The organism is Bradyrhizobium sp. UBA2491 (assembly GCF_002341725.1).
GTDB lineage: Bacteria > Pseudomonadota > Alphaproteobacteria > Rhizobiales > Xanthobacteraceae > Bradyrhizobium.
Window position 1 is genome coordinate 85,732 of the sequence record NZ_DDOP01000079.1, and the last position, 406, is coordinate 86,137.

General features: G+C 63.8%; 1 protein-coding gene. It reads right to left on the reverse strand.

What is annotated here, in order from left to right:
• On the reverse strand, window positions 1-373 hold a 373-nt coding region (locus B2W55_RS27120), incomplete at its 3' end, for an acyl-CoA dehydrogenase family protein (protein WP_291532348.1).
• Window positions 374-406: the final 33 nt, after the last annotated feature.

Here is a 406-nt window from a genome sequence, read left to right on the forward strand (position 1 = left end):
GCTCGGAGATCGCGATCGCCGTGACCACGCCGCCCTTGGCGATGATCGGCAGATATTTCCTGCGCTGCTCCTCAGAGCCGAAATGCAGCAGCGGCATGATGAACATGGTGTTGAGCGCCGCGATCGACGCGCAGGCCGGCGAGACCTTCGAGATCTCCTCGCGCGCGATGCAGGCCATGGTCAGATTGCCGTTCGGGCCGTCGTAACGCTCCGGCACCCAGAGCTGCATCAGTCCCATCTCGCCGAACAGCTTGACCAGCTCGAGCGGAAAGCGGTCGGTCTCGTCGATCTCGGCGGCGATCGGCGCCACGTGCTTGGCGACCATCCTGCGCACGTTGTCGCGGAACGCGACCTGCTCCTCGGAAAAACTCATACGGACTCCCCGTCGTTTTCTTTGCCGGAAGCC